Here is a 16,234-nt window from a genome sequence, read left to right as displayed (position 1 = left end):
TCTCAGATCCAGTTGTGCAGTTCGTGGCGCGCGATGCCGGCCAGCGCGCGCGCGTGCGGGCGCGAGTCGTTGAGGCACGGGATGTAGCGCAGCGTGCCGCCGAGCGTCGCGAATTCCTCGGCAAGCATCATCGCCACTTCTTCCAAAGTTTCGATGCAGTCCACCGCGAAGCCCGGCGCGACGACGTCGACATTGCGGACACCGCGCGCGGCAAGCGCGTGCAGCGTCTGTTGCGTGCTCGGTTCCAGCCATTTGTCGCGGCCGAAACGCGACTGGTAGCTCAGGCTCCATTCCTCTTCGGCCAGATCCAGGCGCCGTGCGATCGCACGCGCCCCGGCTTCGCAGTGGCGCTGGTACGGATCGCCTTCGTCGATCAGCCGCTGCGGCAGGCCGTGGAAGGAGAACAACAGATGCTCGCCGGCACCGACCTGCGCGCGGTGCGCGCGGATCGAATCGGCCACGGCGTCCAGCCAGCCGTCGTCGAGGTGGTAGTTCTCGACCAGGCGCGTGGGCAGCGCGCGCTCGCGCGCAAGCACGTCGTCGACCGATGCGGTGGTCGTCGTCGAATACTGCGGGTACAGCGGCAACACGAGCGCGCGGCGCACGCCGGCCTGGTGCAGCTGGCGCAGGCGCGAGGCGAGCGAGGGCGAGCCGTATCGCATCGCATCGATCACGCGCAGCTGCGGCAACTCGTTCTGCACGGCCCACGCGAGCCGGCGCGTGTACACGGCCAGCGGCGAACCGCCGTCCTCGCCGCCCATCCAGATGCTGGCGTATTTCTTCGCCACGACCTTCGAGCGCAGCGGCAGCACGACCAGATGGAGCAGCGGCAACCACAACCAGCGCGGCAGCGAAACGACGCGACGGTCGCCGAGGAATTCGGCGAGGTAGCGCCGCACGCCGGCGGGCGTCGGCGCGTCGGGCGTGCCGAGGTTCACCAGGACGAGGGCGGTGTCCGGCGGCAGGCCTGACGGGGAGGACGTGGCGCCGTCGGATGCGGCGTCGATGCTGGCGGATGCGGGCATGCGCATAGGATGACAGCTGCGCCGTCGTGCGCGAATCCACGCGACCCCGGACCGGGCTGCCGCTGCTGCGGTCGCGTCCGGTTCGATCGCTCGTTTGCGGGATCGGGCGGAAGAACCCGGCGACACGATTGGCACACCGGATTGGTCAGGATAGGCGAGCGCATCGCACTTTCGGCGCTTGACGTGCGCGCCGATTCGGTAAGGATTCATTGCCGGATCACTAGCCTGAACCGACTGCCGCGCCGGCGGTCGAATGCTCGAATTCCGCTCGAACCTCCCCTGCTGCGCATCGTCGAGTTTTCACTGGAGTCCGCCATGTCCCGCCTGCCGCGCCCTGCCCTGCTGCGTATCGCCGTCCTCTCCCTCGCCCTTGGCGTCACCACCTCGGCGGTCGCCGGCCAACAGGAGGACGATCGCGCGCGCCAGGCCGTGCGCGTGCTCACCGACATCCAGCAGATTCCCGAATCCGGCATTCCCGACAAGCTGCTCGACGAGGCACGCGGGATCGTGGTCGTCCCCGATGCGTTGAAGGTCGGCCTGGTGCTGGGCGGCCGTCGCGGCCACGGTCTGTTGTCGGTGAAGAACCCCGACGGCACGTGGTCCAGCCCCAGCTTCGTGAAGCTCACCGGCGGCAGCATCGGCTTCCAGGCCGGCGTGCAGTCGGCGGACATCGTGCTGGTGTTCCGCAGCGACCGCGGCCTGGACAACATCGTCAACGGCAAGGTCACGCTCGGCGCCGATGCGGGCGTCGCCGCCGGCCCGGTCGGCCGCAACGCCGGTACCGCGACCGACGGCCAGCTCAAGGCCGAGATCTGGTCGTGGTCGCGTGCGCGCGGCCTGTTCGCGGGCATCGCCCTGGACGGCGCCGTGCTGTCCATCGACGACGAAGCCAACGAAGCGGTCTACGGCCGCGACACCACGCCGCGCATGATTTTCGAAGGCCGCGCGAACGGCCAGCCGTCGACGGCGGTGGTGGATTTCCGCGACCGCCTGGAGGAAGCCAGCAACATCGCGCGAACCGCCCGTTCCAACGCGAGCGCGGACGCGAACGCCCGCGCCTCGGCGCCGCGACCGGCGACGACCTCGTCCACCGCACCGGCTCCTTCGCCGGCGCCGGCCACGGGTTCGGCCACCACGGCCCCCCTCCACGCCCCGCAGCAGGCGCAGCAGCCGTCGGCCTTCGAGACCGTCGAAAGCCCGGTTCAGGCCGAGCCGCTGCCCTGACGGCGTGCGGCCGTCACGTTCTTAACCCTCCGCACGCGCCGACATGACAGCGTCCGTCATGGTGCTGCGGTATCCTGAACCTCCATTTTCCCGCGGACATTCCTCATGGGCGGTTTGAGTCTTTGGCACTGGCTGATCGTGCTGGTGATCGTGGTGCTGGTGTTCGGCACCAAGCGCCTGGGCAACGTCGGCAAGGACCTCGGCGAAGCCGTGAAGGGCTTCAAGAAGGGCGTGCGCGACGGCGATGACGATGCCGACAAGCCGTCGGCGCAGCTGCGCGACGAGCGTCGCGACGAGACCCGCACGGGCGAAAGCACCAAGCACGACGACCGCACGCCGCGCTGACGCGGCGCGGCGCACTGGCGGTCGGCGGCCATGTTCGACATCGGGTTCTCCGAGATCTTCGTCATCGCGGTCGTGGCCCTGCTCGTGCTGGGGCCCGAGCGCCTGCCCAAGGCGGCGCGCTTCGCCGGCCTGTGGGTGCGGCGTGCGCGCGCGCAGTGGCATTCGGTGAAGTCAGAGCTCGAGAACGAGCTGGCCGCCGAAGAGCTCAAGCGCAGCCTGCGCGAAACGCAGAACTCGTTGCGCGAGGCGCAGCAGGACTTCAACGAAGGCCTCGACGAGGCCCGCAACCGCATCAAGCGCGAGCAGGAATCCCTGCAGCGCGAGCTCGACGCGCTCGATCGCGACGTGCGCGGTTCGGCCGCCCAGGCGGGCACGGCGGCGGCCGTCGCACCGGAGAACGCCCCCGATGCCGGGACGCCGGCTCCGGTCGAGTTCGAGGAGCGCTCGCTCGCCTCGTCCTCCGATCCGGACGTGTCCTCGACGGAGGAGTCGGTGGAGCCGGGCATCAGCCGCGACGACGTGTACGCGCGCGGCCTTCCGGTGGAAACCGATTCGGAAGCCGAGCCCGTGCCGGTCACCCGCCCCAATCCGTTCGCCCCCGATGACGGGGCGCAGCGTCGATGAATCGCGATCACGACACGTACGACTCCCACGCCGATGCCGGCAGCGACGCCGAGCCGCGGCTCATCGACCACCTGATCGAACTGCGCGCGCGGCTGTTGCGCGCGGTCGCCGGGCTGATCCTCGTCTTCGTCTGCCTGCTGCCGTTCGCCGCCGACATCTACGCGATACTCGCGCAGCCGCTGCTGAGTTCGCTGCCTGAAAGCGGCCGGCTGGTGGCGGTCGATCCGGCCGGCGGCTTCTTCGTGCCGGTGAAGCTCGCCTTCTTCGCCGCGCTGCTGGTCACCATGCCGTGGCTGCTCTACCAGGCATGGGCGTTCGTCGCGCCGGGCCTGTACCACCGCGAAAAGCGCCTGGCGATGCCGCTGCTGGTCTCGGCGGTGGCGCTGTTCTACACCGGCTGCGCGTTCGCGTTCTTCCTGGTGCTGCCGTCAGTGTTCGGCTTCCTGGCGCGCTTCACGCCCGAGGTCGTGGCGATGACGCCCGACATCGGCAAGTACCTCGACTTCGTGCTGGTGATCTTCCTCGCCTTCGGCGCGAGCTTCGAGCTTCCCGTCGCGCTGGTGATCCTGGTGCTGCTCGGCTGGGTGACGCCGCAGCAGCTGCGCGAGTCGCGCGGCTACGCGATCGTCGGCGTGTTCGTCGTCGCGGCGGTGATCACGCCGCCCGACGTGGTGTCGCAGCTCATGCTCGCGATCCCGATGTGCATCCTGTACGAACTGGGCATCGTCGCCTCGCGCTGGCTCAAGCCGCGCGAGGACGCCGGCACCGCCGGACCGTCGCCCACCGCGTGAGCGCACCGGCGCGCCTGTTGCCGCGCTACGCGGCGTGGTCGCTGGATGCGGCGCTGGTCGCCGCGTTGATCGCGCCGTTCCTGTGGGGCCGCATGACGCGTGAGCTGCACGCGCTCGAGCAGACCTTCGTCGCCTGCCTCGACCGCATCTACGGCGCGCTCGCCGCCCAAATGGACGCCGGCGGCGCGCCGGACGCGTTCGCGATGGTGTCGGATCCGTCGATCCGGCAGGCCATCGGCGCACTCCAGGCCGGGGTGCTGCACGCGGTGCTCGTGCCGACGACGGCCTTCGCGGTCGCGATGTTCGCGTGGCAGGTCGCCGGCGAGCAGTCGCGCTGGCAGGCCAGCCCGGGCAAGCGGTTGCTACGGTTGCGGGTGGTGGACGCGGACGGTCGCGCGCCCACGCTGGCACGCTCGATCGGGCGGGAATTCGCCGGACTGCTGTCGTGGGCGACGCTCAACCTCGGCCACGCGATGGCGGCCGTCCCGCCGGAGCATGTGGCGCTGCATGACCGCCTAAGCGGCACGCGCGTCGTCCGCGAGAACGCGCCGCTTCCGGCATGGGTCCGCGGCTGGGTCGTGCTCCAGGCGGGCATCGCCGCGGCGCTGACGATGGCGCTGATGGGCCACCTGGCGTCGCTGGCGCAGGCGGCAGTGGAGCGGGCGCTGGGCTAGGCGACGCTTACAGCTCGATCTGGTGATGGTTCGAGCTGGCCGGCGGCGGCGGGCCGTTGCCCTGCGTGTCGGCCGGGCCGCACACGTCGCGCCACAGGTAGTACATGACGCCGAACATCACCACGTACATCACCACCATCAGCGCGAGGTAGAGCGGCAGCACCAGCGCCGCGGCGACCACCGGGTGGATGGCGCCACCGACCACCGCGACGATGCTGAGCACCACCAGCAGCACCAGGCCGATCGGGATGGAGGCCAGCACGACCAGGATCGCGAGCAGCAGGATCGGCAACAGGTTCTTCGCCGTGCCGACCACGCCGTCGGCCATCGCCAGGCGCACCGGACGACCGCCCAGCGCGACCTGGCCGAAGCCGATCGCGTACACGCCGGAGAGGAACAGGAACAGGATCGAGCCCAGGCCCAGCAGGCTGCCCAGGCCTTCCGGCGCGGCGGGCAACTGCGAGCGGTCGATCGGCGTGTCGCCGGCCGCCTGCTGCAGCGTCATCACCTTGGTCATCCACTCCAGCAGGCCGTCGCCGAACACGGTGATCAGCGCCACGCCGATGATCACGTAATACAGCGTCATCAGCAGGCCGAAGCCGATCAGGCGCCCGGCGTCGCCGCCGTGGCGCAGCGGCTGGAAGATGTCCGACGCCGAAGCCGGACGCGCGTGCTCGGTCGCGTCGATCAGCCGCAGGAAGCCGCCCATGAACGGCGACAGGATCACGATCGACAGCAGGTTCGCGCCGGCCGCGATGGCCATCGCGCCGTTCGCGTCGGGCTGGACGATCGCCGACACGATCAGCTGCAGCACGCTCGGCAGCAGCGCGACGAACATCATGATCGCCGCCGCGCCGAACACCGCGCGCGCGTTGTGGCGACCGAGGTTGATGCCGCGCTTGAGCCAGTTGAGGCCGGCGAGCGGGCCGGTTGCGTGAGTCGTCATGGAGGAGGGTTTCGATGGATGGCGCGTGGGGGACTGCGGCGAGGTCGTCGCGCGCAGGAATCGTGACGCTGGAAAACTTCAGTGCCCGTGCAGGCCGCGTGCGTGGCGCACGAACCGGCGCAGCACGCGGCGCGCATGCGGCGTGGCGCTGACCGCGCGCGCCAGCGATTTCGCGCAGCGGCCTTCGCCGTGCAGCGCGTCGCGTCGCGCGTGGACGTAACCGCGCATGTGCGTGGCGCTGAATTCGGGATGGAACTGCACGCCCCACGCACGCTCGCCCCAGCGGAAGGCGTGGCAGTCGTCCTGGTTCGAACGCGCCAGCACTGTCGCGCCCTCCGGCGCGCGCAGCACGGTCTGCAGGTGCGTGGCCTGCGCGGCGAACTGCGACGGCAGCCCCTTGAACAGCGGGTCCTCGTCCGCATGCGGATGCAGCTCCAGGTCGATGGTGCCCATCTCGCGGCCGGTCGGATTGACGCCGACCTCGCCGCCCAGCGCGTGCGCCAGCAGCTGGTGGCCGTAGCAGATGCCGAACAGCGGCATGCCTTCCTGCGCCGCGTCGCGCAGCCACTGCGCGCTGCGTTCGCTCCAGTCGCGCCGCTCGGTGACCATCGCGGCGCTGCCGGTGATGATCGTGCCGGCGAAGCCTTCGCGCGCGGGCAATGCATCGCCGCCTTCGACGTTCACCACCACCGCCTCGTCGGCGGCCAGGCCGGCGGCGACGCGGATCCAGTGCGGGAAGCCGCGATGGCGGCGCATCGAAGCGACCGGTTGTCCGGTCTCGAGGATGAGGAAGGGCCGGGTATGTCGGTGATTCACGGCGAGTCGGACGTTGGCGTGCGGAAGACGTTGCGGGCCGCGCCACCGACCCCGCGGAAGTGCGAAAAAACCAGCGGCATCAAGGCCCGCGGCTATACTAACCCGCTTTGCGGGACCCCCACCGAGACCATGGCCGCACCTACCATCCAGGGACCGACTTTCCAGGAACTGATCCAGCGGCTGAACGCCTACTGGGCGCAGCAGGGCTGCACGCTGATCCAGCCGCTCGACCTGGAGGTCGGCGCCGGCACGTTCCATCCGGCCACGTTCCTGCGCGCGCTCGGCCCGGAGCCGTGGAACGCCGCCTACGTCCAGCCCTGCCGCCGTCCCACCGACGGCCGCTACGGCGAGAATCCCAACCGCCTGCAGCGCTACTACCAGTACCAGGTGGCGATGAAGCCCAGCCCCGACAACATCGTCGAGCTGTACTTCGATTCGCTCAAGGCGCTCGGCGTGGACCCGCTGGTGCACGACCTGCGCCTGGTCGAGGACAACTGGGAATCGCCGACGCTCGGCGCCTGGGGCCTGGGCTGGGAAGTCTGGCTCAACGGTATGGAAGTCACGCAGTTCACCTACTTCCAGCAGGCCGGCGGCATGGAGTGCAAGCCGGTGCTGGGCGAGATCACCTACGGTCTCGAACGCCTGTGCATGTACCTGCAGAACGTGGACAACGTCTACGACCTGATCTGGACGTTCGGCCCCGGTGGCACGCCGGTCACCTACGGCGACGTCTACCACCAGAACGAAGTCGAGCAGAGCGCGTACAACTTCGAGCATGCGGATGTGGCCGAACTCTTCCACCGTTTCGACGCGTGCGAGGCCGAAGCGCTGAAGCTGATCGAGCTCGGCCTGCCGCTGCCGGCGTACGACCAGGTCTGCAAGGCCAGCCACAGCTTCAACCTGCTCGATGCCCGCCGCGCGATCAGCGTGACCGAGCGCCAGCGCTACATCCTGCGCGTGCGCCGCATCGCGCAGGGCGTGGCCGAGGCGTACTACGCGCAGCGCGAGAAGCTGGGTTTCCCGGTGTTGAAGAAGGCGAAGGCCGCGGCGTGACGCGCTTGAGCCCCTCTCCCGACGGGCGAGGGGTTGGGGTGAGGGTTGGCGAAGTGTCGCCGGCTGTACCGGCGCTGCAATGAAACGCTTAGCGTTGTTCTTCGATCCCCGTCCCACCGCCATCACTTCGCCGACCCTCATCCGCCCTCCGGGGCACCTTCTCCCGGAGGGAGAAGGGAAGAGAAAAAACAAGGCAACCGCATGACCACGATGTCCCCCCTCCTGATCGAACTCGGCACCGAAGAGCTCCCCGTCAAGGCGCTGCCCGCGCTGGCGCAGGCGTTCTTCGACGGCATCCTCGATGGCCTGGCCAAGCGCGGCGTCGCCTTCGATCGCGAGGGCGCCAAGCCGCTGTACACGCCGCGCCGCCTCGCCGTGCGCCTGCCGGCCGTCGCGCTGGAGCAGCCGGAGCAGAAGTCCGAAGTCCTGGGCCCGTACCTCAACATCGCGCTCGATGCCGACGGCCAGCCGACCAAGGCGCTGCAGGGTTTCGCGGCGAAGGCCGGCATCGACTGGACGACGCTGGAAAAGACCAGCGACAACAAGGGCGAGCGCTTCGTGCACCGTTCGGTGAAGCCGGGCGCGAGCACCGCCGCGCTGCTGCCGGAGATCCTGCGCGAGGCCATCGCCGCGATGCCGATCCCCAAGCCGATGCGCTGGGGCGATCACGATTACGGCTTCGCGCGCCCGGTGCACTGGCTGGTCATCCTGCTCGGCAAAGACGTGGTGGACGCCGAACTGTTCGGCGCGCGCGCCGACCGCATGAGCCGCGGCCATCGCTTCATGCACGACAAGCCGGTGTGGTTCTCCACGCCGGAGGACTACGTCGAATCGCTGCGCGGCGCGAAGGTGCTGGTCGATCCGGACGAACGCCGCGAGCGCATCGTGCTGGAAGTGACCGACGCCGCGCGCACCGCCGGCGGTGTCGCGCGCATCGACGACGGCATCCTGGAGGAGGTCAACGGCCTCACCGAATGGCCAAAGGCCGTGGCGTGCAGCTTCGAGCGCGAGTTCCTCGCCGTGCCGCAGGAAGCGCTCATCGCGACGATGGAAGCGAACCAGAAGTTTTTCCCGGTGCTCGATGGCGACGGCAAGCTGGGCGAGCACTTCATCGGCATCGCCAACATCGAATCCAAGGACGAGTCCGAGGTCCGCAAGGGCTACGAGCGCGTGATCCGCCCGCGCTTCTCGGATGCCAAGTTCTTTTTCGTCGAGGACATGAAGCAGGGCCTGGCGTCGATGAACGACGGCCTGGCCACCGTGAAGTACCAGGACAAGCTCGGCACCATCGCCGACAAGGTCGCGCGCGTCGCCGCGCTGGCCGAGGCGGTCGCCGCACAGGTCGGCGTCGATCCCGCCACCGCGCGCCGCGCCGCCGAACTGTCCAAGGCCGATCTGCAGTCGCGCCTGGTCGGCGAGTTCCCGGAACTGCAGGGCATCGCCGGCCGCTACTACGCCGCGGTGGAGAACGAACCGCTCGACGTCGCGCATGCGATCGACGAAGCCTACATGCCGCGTTTCGCCGGCGATGCCATCGCCCCGTCGAAGCTCGGCCAGGTGCTCGCCATCGCCGAACGCCTGGACACGCTGGCCGGCGGTTTCGCCGCGGGCCTGAAGCCGACCGGCAACAAGGATCCGTTCGCACTGCGCCGCAATGCGCTGGGCCTGGCGCGCACGCAGATTGAGGGAGGACTGGACGTTCCCCTCGCGCACTTCGTTTCGAAGGCTCTGGAGCTTCAGCCGATCCGCTCCACCGGCAGCCAGAATCAAGCCTTTGGCATGTTTGAAGTGTGTGAGTTCATATTCGATCGCCTCGAAGGCTATTACACTGAACGCGGCGTTCCGCCGCAGCAGTTCGCGTCAGTCCGGCTGGGTTCTCATTCTCGCGAGGACGAATCGCTCGCTAACTTCGATCGGCGAATCAAAGCTATCGCGCAGTTCGCGAATTTGCCGGAAGCTCAGGCACTAGCAGCAGCCAACAAGCGAATCCGCAACATCTTGAAGAAAGTTGAAGGTGAGATCCCTTCAAACGTCGACACGTCAAAGTTCACCGAAGATGCCGAGCGTGAACTCTTCCAAGTGGTAGACGCGGCTATCGCCGATACCGATCCGCTGCTTCGGTCACGCGACTACGTCGCAGTTCTTGGCCGCCTAGCACGTTTGCGTCCGCAGGTAGATGCCTTCTTCGACGGCGTGATGGTCAATGTCGACGACGCGGCGGTGCGCAATAACCGCTTGGCCCTGCTCGACCGTTTGTCCGATCGACTGGGCAGCGTCGCCGCGATCGAGCACCTGTCGATCTGACGATGCACGGCGCCGCCGGCCCGTGGGAGCGCGCACAGGCCGCCCTCAACCGGCGCGATCTGCGCGAGGCACGCGCGGCACTGGAAGCCGTCCTGCAGCACGAGCCCGCGCATGTGCCGGCGCGCGTGCTGCTCGCCGGCGTGCATCTGGGCGAACGGCGCCTGCGCGATGCGTCGTCCCAACTGCTGCAGGCCGCGCGTGCGCTGCCCGACGACGCCGCCACCGTGTGCCGCGTCGCGCAGGCGTTGATGCGCGTGGGCGAATCCGCCGCGACGCACGACGTCCTGCAACATCCCTCCATCGGCAGCTGCCGCGACGGCGTCATCCTCGCGTCGCTGGCGCACGTGCACCAGAGCCTGGGACAGCACGAACACGCACTCGCGCTGATGGACCGCGCACGCACGCTGCGCTTCGACAATCCCGATTTCCGCTACTTCCGCAGCATCCAGCTGCAGTTCAATGGCCGGCTCGATGAAGCGCGAGAGGAGCTCGAAAGCTGCCTGCGGCTCGGACCGACCTACGGCCGCGCCAGCCTGACGCTCGCGCGCCTGCGCAAGGCCACGGCGGCATCGAACCAGCTCGCGTACATCGACGAACAGCTGCGGCGCGTGGCTCCGGGCACCGAGGACCATGCCGCGTTCGAGTTCGCGCGCTACAAGGAACTCGAAGACCTCGGCGATTACGCTGCCGCGTTCGAAGCACTCGCGCGCGGCAACGCGATCATGCATGCGCGCGTGCAGCACGATCCCGCGCGCGACGCCCGCCACATCGACGCGCTGATCGCACGCTGCACGCCATCGTTCTTCGCGCAGCCCGCGGAGGAGGCCGATGACGACGGCCCGCAGCCCATCTTCATCGTCGGCCTGCCGCGCTCGGGTACGACGGTGCTCGATCGCATCCTGGGCAACCACTCGCAGGCGATGTCGGCCGGCGAGCTCGGCGATTTCGCCCATCAATTGCGCTGGGCCGCGGACCTGCCGGGCCGCACGCTGCTCGACGACGCGCTGATCGAACGCCTGCCGTCGCTCGACTTCGCGGACATCGGCCGGCGCTATCTCGCGCAGACGCGATGGCGCGCCGGCGATCGCCGCTTCTACGTCGACAAGCTGCCGCCGAACTTCCTCGTCGCCGGCCTCATCGCACGGGCGCTGCCTCGCGCCCGCATCCTGCACCTGCATCGCGATGCGATGGACGTGTGTTTCTCGAACTGGCGCGCGCTGTTCGGCGATGCGTACGGCTACAGCTACGACCTGCAGGCGCTGGCGATGCACCACCGCCATTACCGCCGCCTGATGGCGCACTGGCATGCCGTGCTGCCCGGCCGCATCCTCGATGTCGATTACGGCGAACTCGTGTCGCATCCCGATGCCGTAGCCGAGCGCGTCTTCGCGTTCTGCGGGTTGCCGATGGAAGCCGGCGTGACCGATCTGTCGCGCAACGCCGCGCCCGTCGCCACGCTCAGCAGTGCGCAGGTGCGCGAGGGCATCCACGGGCGCGGCATCGCCGAGTGGATGCGTTACGAGTCGCAGCTGCAACCGTTGCACGACGCGCTGTAGGAATGAAGGCTTCCTTGCGGAAGCCCTCGCGGTTTGGCCGGGTTACTGGAAGCGCCAGTTCACTTCGAGCATGTAGGACCGGCCGTACATGTTGTAGTTGAAGTTGTTGTAGTACGGGTAGACGTCCCAGGTGTTGTCTTCCGGCGGATCCTCGTCGAGCAGGTTGTTCACGGTGAACGTCAGCGCGACGTCCTCGGTAAATTCATAACCCAGCGTGCCGTTGAAGCGGTACATCGCGTCCACGCGCTCGGCGCCTTCCACGGCATAGCCCGCCTCGTTGATCTGCGCGCGGTAGTTGGGCGTGCGGCTGTAGCGCACGCCGTAGAGGTTGGCATTCCACGGGCCGCGATTCCACGACAGCGACGCACTGCCGATGTTGCGGAACTCGGAGGAATAGAACGGCTCGCTGAGCAGGTCGAGCACCGGGTCTTCGGGATACTGCTGGCTCTCGTGATCGAGCGTCACGTTGTACGACAGCCGCAGGTTGAAATCGCCCCAGCTGCCGGCCTGCCAGCCGTACGTGAGGTCGGCGAGGATGCCGGAGACCTCTTCCTTCGAGATGTTGATCGGATTGGTCAGCACCGTCTCGACCTGGTTCGGCACCGGCGCCGTCGGCGCGGAACGGCCGATGCGCGCCAGCGCGTTCACGCAGGTCGGCGAACCCGGATCGAGTTGGCCAAGCCGGCAGGCCGATTCCTCCTGCATCAGCTGGTCCAGATTGAGGTCGCTGACCTTGTTGTCGATCTTGATGTGGTAGTAGTCGGCATTGACGCTGAAGTTCGGCGTCGGCGACCACACCACGCCACCGCCCCACGACTCGGCGGTGATCGATTCCAGGTCCGGCGCGCCGCGTCGCGTGCCGAACACCTGCTCCGCATCGAAGCTGCAATCGGACACGGGCACGCCCGGCTCCTCGACCGCGCACCGGTAGTAATCGCGCACGGTGGTGAAGAAGCCGCTGTCGCCGGCGAACACGTACGCCATGTCGGGCGCCTTGAACGCGGTCGCGTAGTTGGCGCGCAGCAGCAGCGATTCGATCGGGCGGAATTCCAGGCCGATCTTGTAGGTCGTGTCGTTGTCCTCGTTGAGGCCTTCGTTCTTGTACTGGTCGTAACGGCCGGAGAGGTTCGCCGTCAGCATGCTGAAGATCGGCACGCGGAACTCGACGGCGACGGCCTGGTTGGTGCGCTTGCCCTCGCCCTGCGTGCCGGTGAGGCCCCAGAACTCGCCATTCACCACGCGCGGATCGGTCGGGTTTTCCCACTTCTGTTCGCCCGCCTGCAACACGGCGGCGAAGCCGACGGGACCGGCCGGCAGCTCGAACAGCTCGGTGTTGGTGAGCTGCAGGTTGAGGTTGTGCGTCCAGGTTTCCGAGTCGGTGCGGATCTCGCTGTTGAAGCTGCGGTATTCGTCGGGCGTCACCGGACGGTAGAACGCCGCGACGTCCGGCGAATAGATCGGATAGCCGTAGTACTCGCCCAGCTGCGGGCCGAGGAAGGATTCGCGGAAGAAGTCCTCCACGTTCTGCGCGAGCAGCCAGTTCTGCCGGCTCTTGATCTTGAACTGCGAACGCGCGTAGTACGCGTCGTAGCCCCACGCGGACGCGCCGAAGTTGCCGCGGATGCCGGCGGCGAAGTTGTACGAGTCGCTGGTCAGGCGTTCGTTGTTGTAGTCGAGGTCGCCGGTTTCCTCCGGCGCGAAGATATGCTGGAAGCTCTCGAATTCGCCGCTGTCGGCGTTGACGATGAAGCCGCCGGTGTCGGTGGACGGCTGCCAGAAGCGCGACCCGGAGTTCGACTCGGACTTGTCGCGGTTCACCAGCAACGTGCCGTACAGCTCGGCGTTGTCGTTGAGCGTGTAGACCGCGTTGAGGTAGCCGGCGATCGACTGCTCCTTGTTCATGATCGTCGTGTAGCCCACTTCCTCGCGGCTGCCGCAGTAGAACCCGCGCCCCGGGCGTTCGTCGTAGATCGTGCTGCCGCCGAACAGGCGCGACAGCGGCGCGCAGGTGGATGGGTCGGGGCTCACGTAGGTGCCGTCGGCGAGGCTGCGCAGGAAGGTGCGCGAGCCGTAGCGCAGGTCTGGATCGGGATTGTCGTTGGTCGAATCGATCTGGTCGCGGTCGAAACCGTAGATCGGATCCTGTTCGCTGTATTGCAGGCCGAAGACGAGGCTGAGGTCGCCGAACTCACGGCCCGTGGTGAACTGGAAGCGCGTGTTCGCGCCGCCGCCCTGGTCGTACGCGCCGATACGCAGGTTCAGCTGGCTGCCGTCCATGCGCTTTTTCAGGATGATGTTGACCACGCCGGCGATCGCGCTGGAGCCGTACACCGCCGACTGGTTGCCCGGCGCGATGTCGATGCGCTCGACCATCGCGGTGGGAATGCTCGACAGGTCGACGAAGTTGCTCTGTCCGTTGTAGAGCAGCGGATAGTCGGCCATCGGGCGCCCGTCGATCAGCACCAGCGTGAAGCCCGGGTCGAGTCCGAGCAGGCTGATCGGCTCCGCGCCCGGCGTGAAGCCGCCGCTGAACTGGGCGTCCTGCACGGCGCCGGTCGCGAGCGGCTGGGAGCGCAGCACGTCGTAGACGTCGCGAAAACCCTGACGCTGCATGTCTTCGGCGGTGATCGACTGGATCGGTGTCGCCGTCTCGATCTGCACCTGCGGAATCAGCGAACCGGTGACGACCACCTTGTCGATGTCGGTGGCGCTCTGCGCGTCCTGGGCGAGCGCGGCGAATGGAACGGCGAGGACACCGCACACGGCGGTGGTAAGCAGCTTGCGATTCACGGTGGATCTCCGGTGGGGATGGAAGCCCGCCGGCAAACCGTCCTTGTCCACGGCAGCCGCGCTGGTTCAACGAGTTCTTAACGACACTAGAAGGCACGCGGTCGAAAACCGGTGAAGGGTCGCGACCGCACGGAATGCGTGTTTTCGCCGCGGCGTGGCGCGCGAGGCTCGTGCGATCCGCATGGGCCCGGTATCCTTCCGCGATGCACTGGACGCACCGCTTCGCATTCGCCGCCGCACTGACCCTCTTCGCAGCTGGCGTGCAGGCGGCGACGGTGAAGGCCGTCAACATCCACGGCCTGGACGAGACGAAGACGGCGAACGTGCGCGGCGCGCTGTCGGTGGTCGACGCGATCGGCGAGGACCTTCCGGGCCGCCGGCTCGCCTATCTGGTACGCGAGGCCGAGGACGAAACGCGCGAAGCGCTCGAACCGTTCGGCTTCTACTCGCCGAAAATCGAGATCACGCGCGAAGGCAACGGCGACACCGGCGTGACGGTCACCGTCAACGTGACGCTGGACGAACCCGTGCGCGTGCGTCGCGCGGACATCGCGATCATCGGCGACGGCAGCGACGATCGTTACCTCAACCAGGACCTCGCCGCGTTCCGCCCGCAGACCGGCGACGTGTTCGATCACCAGCTCTACGAGGCGAGCAAGACGCGCATCACGCGACGGCTCGCCGAGCGCGGTTACTTCGATGCGGACTTCAGCTCGCGCCGCGTGGAGATCACGCGCGCCGAGCGCGCCGCCGACATCGACCTGGTGTGGAGCAGCGGCGGCCGCTACGACATGGGCCCGATCGAGATCGAGCAGACGCCCAACGCAATCATCCGCGACAGCCTGCTCGACAAGCTCATCTACTGGGAACAGGGCAGCTACTACCACCAGGGCAAGCTCGACCGCTTCCGCGAATCGCTCGCGCGACTGGATTATTTTTCCAGCATCGAGATCGAACCGCGCCCCGAGGACGCCGTCGACAACCAGGTGCCGGTGAGCGTCACGCTGACGCCCGCCAAGCGCACGATCTACACCGCGGGCCTGAGCTACGGCACCGACAGCGGCCCCGGTATCCGCCTGGGCATGGAGCGGCGCTACGTCAACGATCGCGGGCACAAGGCGCTGGGACAGATCGACTGGGCGTCCAAGCGCAAGACCGCGACCGCGCAGTACCGCATTCCCGCCTTCGCGTGGCTGGACGGCTGGTACACCTTCAGCGCGCAGTATTACGACGAACAGACCGACTACATGGACACGCGCAAGGTCGAGCTCGTCGCCAGCCGCAGCGGCCAGGTCAGCCGTCGCCTCACGCTGATCGCCGCGTTGCACGCGTTGCGCGAACGCTGGGCGTACGCCGCGTTCGAAGGCGGCGCCGACGGGCCGGATCCCGGCACGGACGAAGACAACAACGCGAACGAGGACGACGAACTCGTCACCACCGCCTACAACTACGCGACGTTCCTGTATCCGTCACTGCGCGCCGAGTACATCGACACCGACGACCGCATCTTCCCGCGGCACGGCATCGGCGTGACGCTCGAGGTGCGCGGCGGGCTGGAGAACGTGGGCTCGGACGCGAACTTCGCGCAGGCGTGGGGCCAGGCGCGCTGGTACCAAGGGCTCGGCGCGGCCAATCGCCTGATCCTGCGCGCCGAAGCCGGCGGCACGTTCACCAACGCACTGGTCAACATGCCGCCGTCGTTGCGGTTCTTCGCCGGCGGCGACAACAGCATCCGCGGTTACGGCTTCCGCGAAGTCGGCCCGAACACCATCGGCATGGACGGCAAGAAGTACGCGATCGGCGGCAAGTACGTCATCACCGGTTCGGCGGAATTCGAGCACTACTTCAACGATGGCCCGTGGGGCGCGGCGGTGTTCGTCGATGCGGGCGACGCGTTCAACAAGTTCGGCGGCGAAGTGTCCGATCCGAACGACCGCGACCAGAACTTCGACCTGCACACCGGCGTCGGCGTGGGCGTACGCTGGCGCTCGCCGGTGGGCCCGGTGCGCGTGGACATCGCGCGCGGCCTGAACGATCCGGACTCGGACTACGAGATCTACCTGAACATCGGTGCGACCTGGTGAGG

13 protein-coding genes are annotated in these 16,234 nt (G+C 68.0%); 9 read left to right on the top strand and 4 right to left on the bottom strand.

Annotated elements, in window-relative coordinates; genetic code table 11:
* Positions 1-2: 2 nt before the first annotated feature.
* Positions 3-1,025 (bottom strand): ferrochelatase, encoded by a 1,023-nt coding sequence (gene hemH / locus LA521A_RS00755; RefSeq protein ID WP_281780497.1) that lies wholly within the window; start codon positions 1,023-1,025, stop codon positions 3-5.
* Between the two features lie 315 nt (positions 1,026-1,340).
* On the opposite strand from hemH, the gene LA521A_RS00750 reads away from it, so the two are divergent.
* The 5 genes from LA521A_RS00750 to LA521A_RS00730 all read left to right on the top strand — a co-directional run bounded on the left by LA521A_RS00750 (position 1,341) and on the right by LA521A_RS00730 (position 4,683).
* Positions 1,341-2,249, top strand: a complete 909-nt coding sequence (locus LA521A_RS00750; protein WP_281780496.1) for a lipid-binding SYLF domain-containing protein — start codon at positions 1,341-1,343, stop codon at positions 2,247-2,249.
* Positions 2,250-2,354: 105 nt separating this feature from the next.
* On the top strand, positions 2,355-2,594 hold the full coding sequence (gene tatA, locus LA521A_RS00745) for a Sec-independent protein translocase subunit TatA (protein WP_281780495.1): 240 nt from the start codon (positions 2,355-2,357) through the stop codon (positions 2,592-2,594).
* 30 nt (positions 2,595-2,624) lie between these two features.
* Positions 2,625-3,218 carry a Sec-independent protein translocase protein TatB gene (tatB, locus tag LA521A_RS18970; protein ID WP_425494545.1) on the top strand — a complete coding sequence of 198 codons (594 nt, stop codon included), beginning with the start codon at positions 2,625-2,627 and terminating at the stop codon, positions 3,216-3,218.
* Positions 3,215-4,009 carry a twin-arginine translocase subunit TatC gene (gene tatC / locus LA521A_RS00735; protein WP_281780494.1) on the top strand — a complete coding sequence of 265 codons (795 nt, stop codon included), beginning with the start codon at positions 3,215-3,217 and terminating at the stop codon, positions 4,007-4,009. The genes tatB and tatC overlap by 4 nt, the downstream gene beginning before the upstream one ends.
* On the top strand, positions 4,006-4,683 hold the full coding sequence (locus LA521A_RS00730; protein ID WP_281780493.1) for an RDD family protein: 678 nt from the start codon (positions 4,006-4,008) through the stop codon (positions 4,681-4,683). The genes tatC and LA521A_RS00730 overlap by 4 nt, the downstream gene beginning before the upstream one ends.
* Positions 4,684-4,690: 7 nt before the next feature.
* Here the strand turns inward: LA521A_RS00730 and LA521A_RS00725 are convergent, their stop codons facing one another.
* Positions 4,691-5,629, bottom strand: a complete 939-nt coding sequence (locus tag LA521A_RS00725; protein ID WP_281780492.1) for a hypothetical protein — start codon at positions 5,627-5,629, stop codon at positions 4,691-4,693.
* Positions 5,630-5,707: 78 nt separating this feature from the next.
* On the bottom strand, positions 5,708-6,385 hold the full coding sequence (locus LA521A_RS00720; protein ID WP_281780491.1) for a glutamine amidotransferase: 678 nt from the start codon (positions 6,383-6,385) through the stop codon (positions 5,708-5,710).
* A 189-nt stretch (positions 6,386-6,574) separates the two neighbouring features.
* On the opposite strand from LA521A_RS00720, the gene glyQ reads away from it, so the two are divergent.
* From glyQ to LA521A_RS00705, 3 genes are all read left to right on the top strand, one after another.
* On the top strand, positions 6,575-7,498 hold the full coding sequence (gene glyQ, locus LA521A_RS00715) for a glycine--tRNA ligase subunit alpha (RefSeq protein ID WP_281780490.1): 924 nt from the start codon (positions 6,575-6,577) through the stop codon (positions 7,496-7,498).
* Between the two features lie 201 nt (positions 7,499-7,699).
* Positions 7,700-9,802, top strand: coding sequence for a glycine--tRNA ligase subunit beta (gene glyS / locus LA521A_RS00710; RefSeq protein WP_281780489.1), 2,103 nt, complete (start codon positions 7,700-7,702; stop codon positions 9,800-9,802).
* Positions 9,799-11,358 carry a tetratricopeptide repeat-containing sulfotransferase family protein gene (locus LA521A_RS00705; RefSeq protein ID WP_425494616.1) on the top strand — a complete coding sequence of 520 codons (1,560 nt, stop codon included), beginning with the start codon at positions 9,799-9,801 and terminating at the stop codon, positions 11,356-11,358. Before glyS ends, LA521A_RS00705 begins: the two co-directional genes overlap by 4 nt.
* A gap of 42 nt (positions 11,359-11,400) precedes the next feature.
* Here LA521A_RS00705 and LA521A_RS00700 read toward each other — a convergent pair whose 3' ends face one another.
* Positions 11,401-14,148, bottom strand: a complete 2,748-nt coding sequence (locus LA521A_RS00700) for a TonB-dependent receptor plug domain-containing protein (RefSeq protein WP_281780487.1) — start codon at positions 14,146-14,148, stop codon at positions 11,401-11,403.
* Between the two features lie 203 nt (positions 14,149-14,351).
* Here LA521A_RS00700 and LA521A_RS00695 point away from each other — a divergent pair, with 203 nt between their 5' ends.
* Complete coding sequence (locus LA521A_RS00695; protein ID WP_281780486.1) at positions 14,352-16,232, top strand: autotransporter assembly complex protein TamA; 1,881 nt, start codon at positions 14,352-14,354, stop codon at positions 16,230-16,232.
* The last annotated feature ends 2 nt before the right edge of the window (positions 16,233-16,234 follow it).

This window comes from Lysobacter auxotrophicus (genome assembly GCF_027924565.1).
Classification (GTDB): domain Bacteria; phylum Pseudomonadota; class Gammaproteobacteria; order Xanthomonadales; family Xanthomonadaceae; genus Lysobacter_J; species Lysobacter_J auxotrophicus.
This window is presented reverse-complemented; position numbering and strand designations above follow the sequence as displayed.

Excerpts from the sequence above, each read along its gene's own strand:
- hemH (WP_281780497.1), bottom strand. The coding sequence starts at position 1,025 with ATGCCCGCATCCGCCAGCATCGACGCCGCATCCGACGGCGCCACGTCC.
- LA521A_RS00720 (WP_281780491.1), bottom strand. The coding sequence starts at position 6,385 with ATGCGCCGCCATCGCGGCTTCCCGCACTGGATCCGCGTCGCCGCCGGC.
- glyS (WP_281780489.1), top strand. The coding sequence starts at position 7,700 with ATGACCACGATGTCCCCCCTCCTGATCGAACTCGGCACCGAAGAGCTC.
- tatC (WP_281780494.1), top strand. The coding sequence starts at position 3,215 with ATGAATCGCGATCACGACACGTACGACTCCCACGCCGATGCCGGCAGC.
- LA521A_RS00695 (WP_281780486.1), top strand. The coding sequence starts at position 14,352 with ATGCACTGGACGCACCGCTTCGCATTCGCCGCCGCACTGACCCTCTTC.
- LA521A_RS00750 (WP_281780496.1), top strand. The coding sequence starts at position 1,341 with ATGTCCCGCCTGCCGCGCCCTGCCCTGCTGCGTATCGCCGTCCTCTCC.
- tatA (WP_281780495.1), top strand. The coding sequence starts at position 2,355 with ATGGGCGGTTTGAGTCTTTGGCACTGGCTGATCGTGCTGGTGATCGTG.
- tatB (WP_425494545.1), top strand. The coding sequence starts at position 2,625 with ATGTTCGACATCGGGTTCTCCGAGATCTTCGTCATCGCGGTCGTGGCC.
- glyQ (WP_281780490.1), top strand. The coding sequence starts at position 6,575 with ATGGCCGCACCTACCATCCAGGGACCGACTTTCCAGGAACTGATCCAG.
- LA521A_RS00725 (WP_281780492.1), bottom strand. The coding sequence starts at position 5,629 with ATGACGACTCACGCAACCGGCCCGCTCGCCGGCCTCAACTGGCTCAAG.